Annotated in this window: 6 protein-coding genes; 1 reads left to right on the top strand and 5 read right to left on the bottom strand. The window is 46.2% G+C overall.

Going from position 1 to position 6,134, the window contains the following annotated elements; genetic code table 11:
• Positions 1-81 precede the first annotated feature (81 nt).
• Both spoIIP and gpr read right to left on the bottom strand, forming a co-directional pair.
• Entirely contained in the window at positions 82-1,146 is a 1,065-nt protein-coding gene (gene spoIIP, locus G3352_RS27485) for a stage II sporulation protein P (protein WP_240343249.1), read from the bottom strand.
• Between the two features lie 162 nt (positions 1,147-1,308).
• On the bottom strand, positions 1,309-2,310 hold the full coding sequence (gene gpr / locus G3352_RS27480; RefSeq protein WP_163761281.1) for a GPR endopeptidase: 1,002 nt from the start codon (positions 2,308-2,310) through the stop codon (positions 1,309-1,311).
• A 175-nt stretch (positions 2,311-2,485) separates the two neighbouring features.
• Here gpr and rpsT point away from each other — a divergent pair, with 175 nt between their 5' ends.
• A complete protein-coding gene (gene rpsT / locus G3352_RS27475) occupies positions 2,486-2,758 on the top strand; it encodes a 30S ribosomal protein S20 (RefSeq protein ID WP_024628504.1) in 273 nt (90 codons plus the stop codon).
• Between the two features lie 168 nt (positions 2,759-2,926).
• On the opposite strand, the gene holA is transcribed toward rpsT, so the two are convergent.
• From holA to G3352_RS27460, 3 genes are all read right to left on the bottom strand, one after another.
• Positions 2,927-3,943 (bottom strand): DNA polymerase III subunit delta, encoded by a 1,017-nt coding sequence (gene holA, locus G3352_RS27470; RefSeq protein ID WP_076288065.1) that lies wholly within the window; start codon positions 3,941-3,943, stop codon positions 2,927-2,929.
• Between the two features lie 257 nt (positions 3,944-4,200).
• A complete protein-coding gene (locus tag G3352_RS27465) occupies positions 4,201-5,460 on the bottom strand; it encodes a zf-HC2 domain-containing protein (RefSeq protein ID WP_163761280.1) in 1,260 nt (419 codons plus the stop codon).
• Positions 5,457-6,005, bottom strand: a complete 549-nt coding sequence (locus G3352_RS27460) for an RNA polymerase sigma factor (RefSeq protein ID WP_024628507.1) — start codon at positions 6,003-6,005, stop codon at positions 5,457-5,459. Before G3352_RS27460 ends, G3352_RS27465 begins: the two co-directional genes overlap by 4 nt.
• Positions 6,006-6,134 lie beyond the last annotated feature (129 nt).

Genomic DNA, 6,134 nt, shown 5'->3' with positions numbered 1-6,134 from the left:
GTTGGGAGAAAGGGTCTGGTTATATTCACCATTGTTGGCCCCGCCGCCGTCCTTGCCCCAGACCCCCCGAGACACCCCTGGCTATTTTGCTTCTAGTTTCTTATGAATTTTGGCCGCAAAGGCTTCATTCTGCTGCCAGTTTGGATTTTCATGTCCTATAATAAAATATACTTTGGCATAACCCAGATTATTAATGGTCGTCGTTGTTTTGTTATGACGTTGTGAGTCACGGTGGATATCGATGAGATACGTAAGATCGTCATTTTGAGCGAGTGCAGTTTTCACCGTCTGACGAGAGTATTTATAGGAATAATTCCAGTTATAATCCTTGACCTTGGTTGGATAATCTTCTTGCGCATGTTCCACCCCAATTCCCAGCTTCTCCAAACTGTCGGACAAGTAGGTTCCCACTTGAAAAACATTGCCAGTCGATTTACCAGAGGAAGGATTGTCACTCTTCGTGCCCAAGAGAGGATTGTATCCTTCACGTGGATGGGAATGGTACACAAGAATCGCTTTTTTTCCTGTCGTTGGTTTGCTCGGTTCATCTTTACCGCCACTCTTCGGTGGGGGATCACCCTTTACTTCACCATCACCCGGATCCTGCGGATCAGATGGATCGGGGTTATCCTGACCTGGTGGGATATGCTGCTCGCCACCTGATTTCCCTCCGCCTGCCGAGGCCGTATCAATGAGTCCAGGACCCGGCTGATAATCTTCTGGAGCTTCAGCTTTTTCATTTCCCGAGCCCGGTCGCAGCAATACGGGTTGATTGGAACCCATGCCAGGCATTTCTCTAGCGATCAGGCTTTTGGGGTCTTGCGGATTCACATTCGTCAGCAGTTGGAATACAAACGAAGTCAGATTTTCACCAGAAAATGCAGATGCTTGTTCTTTCTGAGTTAGATGCGGCATTTCCATGCCGAGCATGTCCACAAAAAAGCTGCTTGAAACGGCTCCCGCAAAACCTTTCATAGAAGAAACAGGTGAGCTATTCAAACGCTTCTCTGCCATGCCCCCCAGACCGAGTACAACAAAAAACAAAGCAGATATGATCATAAGCAACAACAACGTACGGCCCATGGCCAGCACGTGCAAACATCTCTTTTTCCATTTACCAATATTCCAGGCCAATATTTTGTTCATTGCTTCTGTCTCCTTCCCTGCTGGACAACGCTTATACTTCAACTCTATGAGCCTGCCAGATTTGATAGAACAGGAAAAAGAAGATTGCACAAAAAAAGAAAGTCCGATAGATTCGGACCTTCTTCACAGGAGTCTCAAGCATTTTAAATTTCAAAATGTTAATTAATGGGTGTAGGCAGCTACATTCTCAGCATTTACCGCTTCATGGAGCGCTGCATTCAGACCTGTTGCAATAATATTGGCAATATCTTCGACAAATTCATCGATTTCTTTGGGGGTAACGATCAGATCATGACCTAGTGGCTCCAACACCTCTTTTACCAAACTGAGACGGTCATTTTCGCCGATATCGTCCAGCATGCCCATAATCTGTTTCGTTTGATCAGTCTCTTGCCGGAAATGAGTACGCATCATTTCGATGACGTTATTCACGATGGTCGATGCATAACATACGGTAGGTACACCGATGGCAATGCAGGGAACACCCAATATTTCACGTGTCAGTCCACGTCGTTTGTTCCCAATACCTGAGCCAGGATGAATGCCGATGTCTGCCACCTGAATCGTTGTATTAACACGTTCGAGGGAGCGTGAAGCCAGCGCATCAATCGCAATAATCGCATCCGGCTTCGTTCGATCCACGATCGCTTGTACGATGTCACTGGACTCAATACCTGTTGTACCCAGCACACCTGGCGCAATAGCACTGACTTCCCGATAACCTGGTGCAACCTGATCCGGTACAAGCTCAAAATACTGGCGGGTAACCATCAGATTCTCTACTACCAGCGGACCAAGTGAATCAGGCGTGACGTTCAGGTTGCCTAAACCCACAATCAGCACCTTGGACGTCTTGTTAATTCCCGCTTTGGCCAAAAAATCTTCCATCTCTCGCGTGAATTCTGCCGCCACCCGCTCCTGAAGATCGGTATCCCCGTTACGAAGCGATGGAACCTCCAAAGTGACATAGTGCCCCTTTACACGCCCAATTGCTGTAGCGGCTGCATCATCAAGCACATCAATACGTGTGATTTTGATACCGTCTTTCTCATCCACATCCTCCCGCAGCCCGGGAATCGTCTGTTTCTGCCCCCCTTGAGCCATCTCCTTGGAGTCAATTGCCAAGTCGGTACGAACTGCATAATTTTGCAAATCCAGTGTCATCTGTCCCTGCCTCCCTTACCGCATTTGAGCATATTGTGTGGGAAAATGGTGTGCTTTATGCAGCACTATCGAACATCATAGGAAAATCTGTTGCAATTTGCATGCCAGCGTGCTAGAATATTTTAAGTTGTGAAACGTTTGTATTCATGCAAATGCCTTACAGGAGGTGAATGTAATGCCAAACATCAAATCCGCTGTTAAACGCGTAAAAACGAGCGACAAGCGCCGCGCACTCAACGCTTCCCAGAAATCTGCACTCCGTACAGCTGTTAAAGCTGCTGATGCTGCTCTGGTAAGTAACGAAGTTGATACTGCAAAAGCTGCGATTCAAGCTGCTTCCAAAAAGCTGGACAAGGCTGTAACTAAAGGTCTGGTTCATAAAAATGCTGCAGCCCGCAAAAAGTCTCGCTTGGCGAAAAAACTGAACGCTCTTTCCGCACAAGCGTAAGAAGCGTTACTTATACGATCTAATGGAAAAATCCTGAACAGCACGAGCTTTCAGGATTTTTTAGTATCTGATTCTATAAGCACTTTATTGAAACGGAGCGGCCTTTATTCCGATGATCTCACCATCAACGGAATAAAGGCTGCTTTGTGTTACCGTTATATCTAAGTTTTAGGCTCCGAGCCTTAACAAGAAAAGCTCCAGTCCGAGCACTTTATCCACTGCCCCGGTCTTCATCTGATAATCCAGTTCACTGAGGTGACTAAGAATCAGCCTCAAACGTTCTGCCTGAAACTTGCGAGCCTGTTCACCAGCAATTTTAACAGCATATGGATGCAGACCAAGCTGGCTGGCAATTTGCTGTTGGGAGTAACTCTGCTGCCCTAACTCTTTTACCTGAATCATAATTCGAAATTGACGGGCAATCAAGGCAGCAATTTTGATCGGTTCTTCACGCTGCTTCAGCAACTCATAAAAAAGACCCAACGCTTTCTCCAGCCGCAAGTTAGCAAGCTCCTCTACCAGCGCGAACACATTCTGCTCGGTACTTCGCGCCACCAGTGATTCGATATCCGCGCGTTTAATCGTACCTCCGTTACCAGCGAACAAACATAACTTGTCCACTTCCGCAGATAACGTCTGTAAACCTGTTCCTGCATAACTCACAAGCGTGTCTGCCGCTCCAGCCTCAAATGATACATCCCGTTGCTTCGCCAGCTTTACAATCCAACCCAGCAGCTCCTCACCACTTAACGGAGCAAATGCAAGGACAACGGCTTGTTTCTTGGCTGCCTTCACTAGTTTTTTACGCTCGTCCAGTTTATCTCCTTGGGCCAGAAACACAATCGTACTATAATCTGCCGGATTGTCCATATATGTAAGCAGCCGATCAATCTGGTGATCAATTTTGGAATCCTTGCCTGCTGTAAACAAATTAGCATCGCGAACAATAATGAGTTTACGTGGAACAAGAAAAGGAACCGTCTCCGCTTCTTCAATGACCACCTCCACAGGTGTCTCAGAGAGATCATATGGAATGATCGCAAATTCTCGGTGCTCTTCTTCAATTACCTGTTGTTTTAACATATCCGTAAATTGCTGTATCTGATATTTCTCCGTTCCGTACAGCACATATACCGGAGCCGTTTCTCCATTACGTATTGCCTTTGTCGCACTCTTTACATCCATCACGGCGCCCCCTTATCCCTCTTATCCTACCAGAAAACGTGACAGACAACAAAGGGGCCTTACATCCGGTTAACGGATGAAGGCCCCTGTCCTACATCTATATAAACGCTGACACCAACAATTCTAGAAAAAGCTGGTGCGCGGTCATACGACGTCAGTTATGCCAACTGAGATAGGACGTTGTTGTTACTTTCAATATATTCTTGATACAACAGAAATGTTCGGCAAGTCTTGAGGCCAAACGTATAATTTACAGCCTATTTGGCAGAGGTTCCGCTTGAGGCAGTGGACACGTTAAACGATTTTTTCACAGTTGTTCCATCTTGATCTGTCTCGTAATTAAATACAGCGCTATCCTGAGACCAGCTCGCAGATTTTAGTGTACCCTCCACATTACGTTGCTCGACCAGATTAAGCACATCCGAGTCAGTGGTAGGTTTAGAGTAGATGCTGATCTGATCGCCGAGCAGCATGACCAGATAGGAGCCATCGGGTGACTTCCATTCTTTTGGAGTCGTGGTGCCAAGTGCACCTGAATCCGTAGCAGCCAATCCCTTATTTCCTCCCGCTGCATCCATGCCTGTCTCGGAATCAGGACTCGTCACTCCCTCTGTCGGCTCTTCTACCTTAACATCAGGCATATCCTGAGAAGTAGTGAATGATTGTGCATCCCCATTTTCAGGCTCTGTTGCTCCGCTCTCAGTAGAACCTGCCAAAGGTCCGGTAGCAGTTCCCGAATCCTGACTTTTTTGCTGATCTGCACTCTTGGTACTATCAACAGGATTGGAACTGGAAGGGGCGTTTTTCCCTGTATCACTTTTGTTCAACTCTGAACCCTTATCCGGCTGTTTAGGAGTTTGGTCTTCCTTCAATTCAGGTTCCTGCACCTTCTCTGAAGGGTCTTCTTTAGGGCCAATCTCTTGAGCTTGTTTATCTTCAGCGGATGGCTTACTTTCCGAACTATCAACCCAGACACTGTTATCGCTCTGTAGAGAGGAGGAAGGATCTTCATTGTTGATCTCTCTGCTCAGTGGATTTTGATCCAGATTCCCGCCTTCTTGAGAACTTCCCGTACTCATCATTACTTCAGCATTTTCTACTTTCTCTGGCTGATATCCAAAGATTGCAATTCCGAGTACAACAGCAGCAGCTGCTGCACCCATGGACATTCGGCCTGCCATGGAATTCAACCATTTTTGCTTCGTTTTCCGTTCACTTGAACGCTGTAAATTCTCAAACGCAGCAGGGACAGGACTCATTTCCTGTATAGTACTGCTTTGTTCCCTCTTCGCTTCGTCAATTGCATCCAATTGCGGCATAATGGCATCAACCAGACTGAATCTTGGGGTCACCTGCGGCAAATCTTCCAGTTCTCTGGAGAGAGCTCTGAGCAAACTAAAATTTTCGGCGCACTCCGGGCACTTCGCCACATGCTGTAGCATTTGCGCAGTTTCCGCCTCGCCCAGATCATGATCCAGATACCGGTGCATCCATTCCACCACCTCTTCGCATTTCATCCTGTCACACCACCTTTCTGATACTCCTGTAGTAGATTCTGTAATTGCTGTCTGGCTCTAAATAAATAAGATTTAACCGTATTCAACGGAAGATCAAGGCAATCCGCAATTTCGTTATAGGATAAGTCCTGCAAATATCTTAGAACAATAACGGTACGATGATGCTCAGGCAACTTGTTAATAGCATCCTGAATATCCTTTGCCACATATGTGGACATCACTTCGAATTCCACATCCTGATTGTCCTGAAAAACCATATCATGCTCGTCAATGGAGACAGACGGTTTGGTTCTTCTGAATTTATCAATACAGATATTCGTGACGATGCGTTGAACCCATGTCTTAAACTGGGCTTTTTCCTCATATGAATTAATCTTGGTGTAAATTCGGATCAACGCTTCCTGAGCAGCATCCAAAGCGTCCTGTTCATTATTTAGAATGTAATATGCGGTCCGATAAACATGCTGTTCAATGTCCCGCAATAGGGTAATTAGAGCGTCGCGATCGCCCGATTGAGCGGCTCTGATGAGTTCCGGCTCTACCACAAAGGATCCCCCTCTCCCTGCAACCTTACAGACGTGACCATCAATAAAATTGTTGCAAAGTTAAGTATTTTTTTTAGATATCATAAAGTAAAACTTCGGAGATTCCGCGTCCTGATATTGCGAGAAAAA

The sequence above is a fragment of the Paenibacillus sp. ALJ109b genome, from assembly GCF_010747435.1.
Taxonomy (GTDB): domain Bacteria; phylum Bacillota; class Bacilli; order Paenibacillales; family Paenibacillaceae; genus Paenibacillus; species Paenibacillus taichungensis.
The sequence above is the reverse complement of the archived record's forward strand: the minus strand, read 5'-3'. Positions and strand labels throughout refer to the sequence as shown.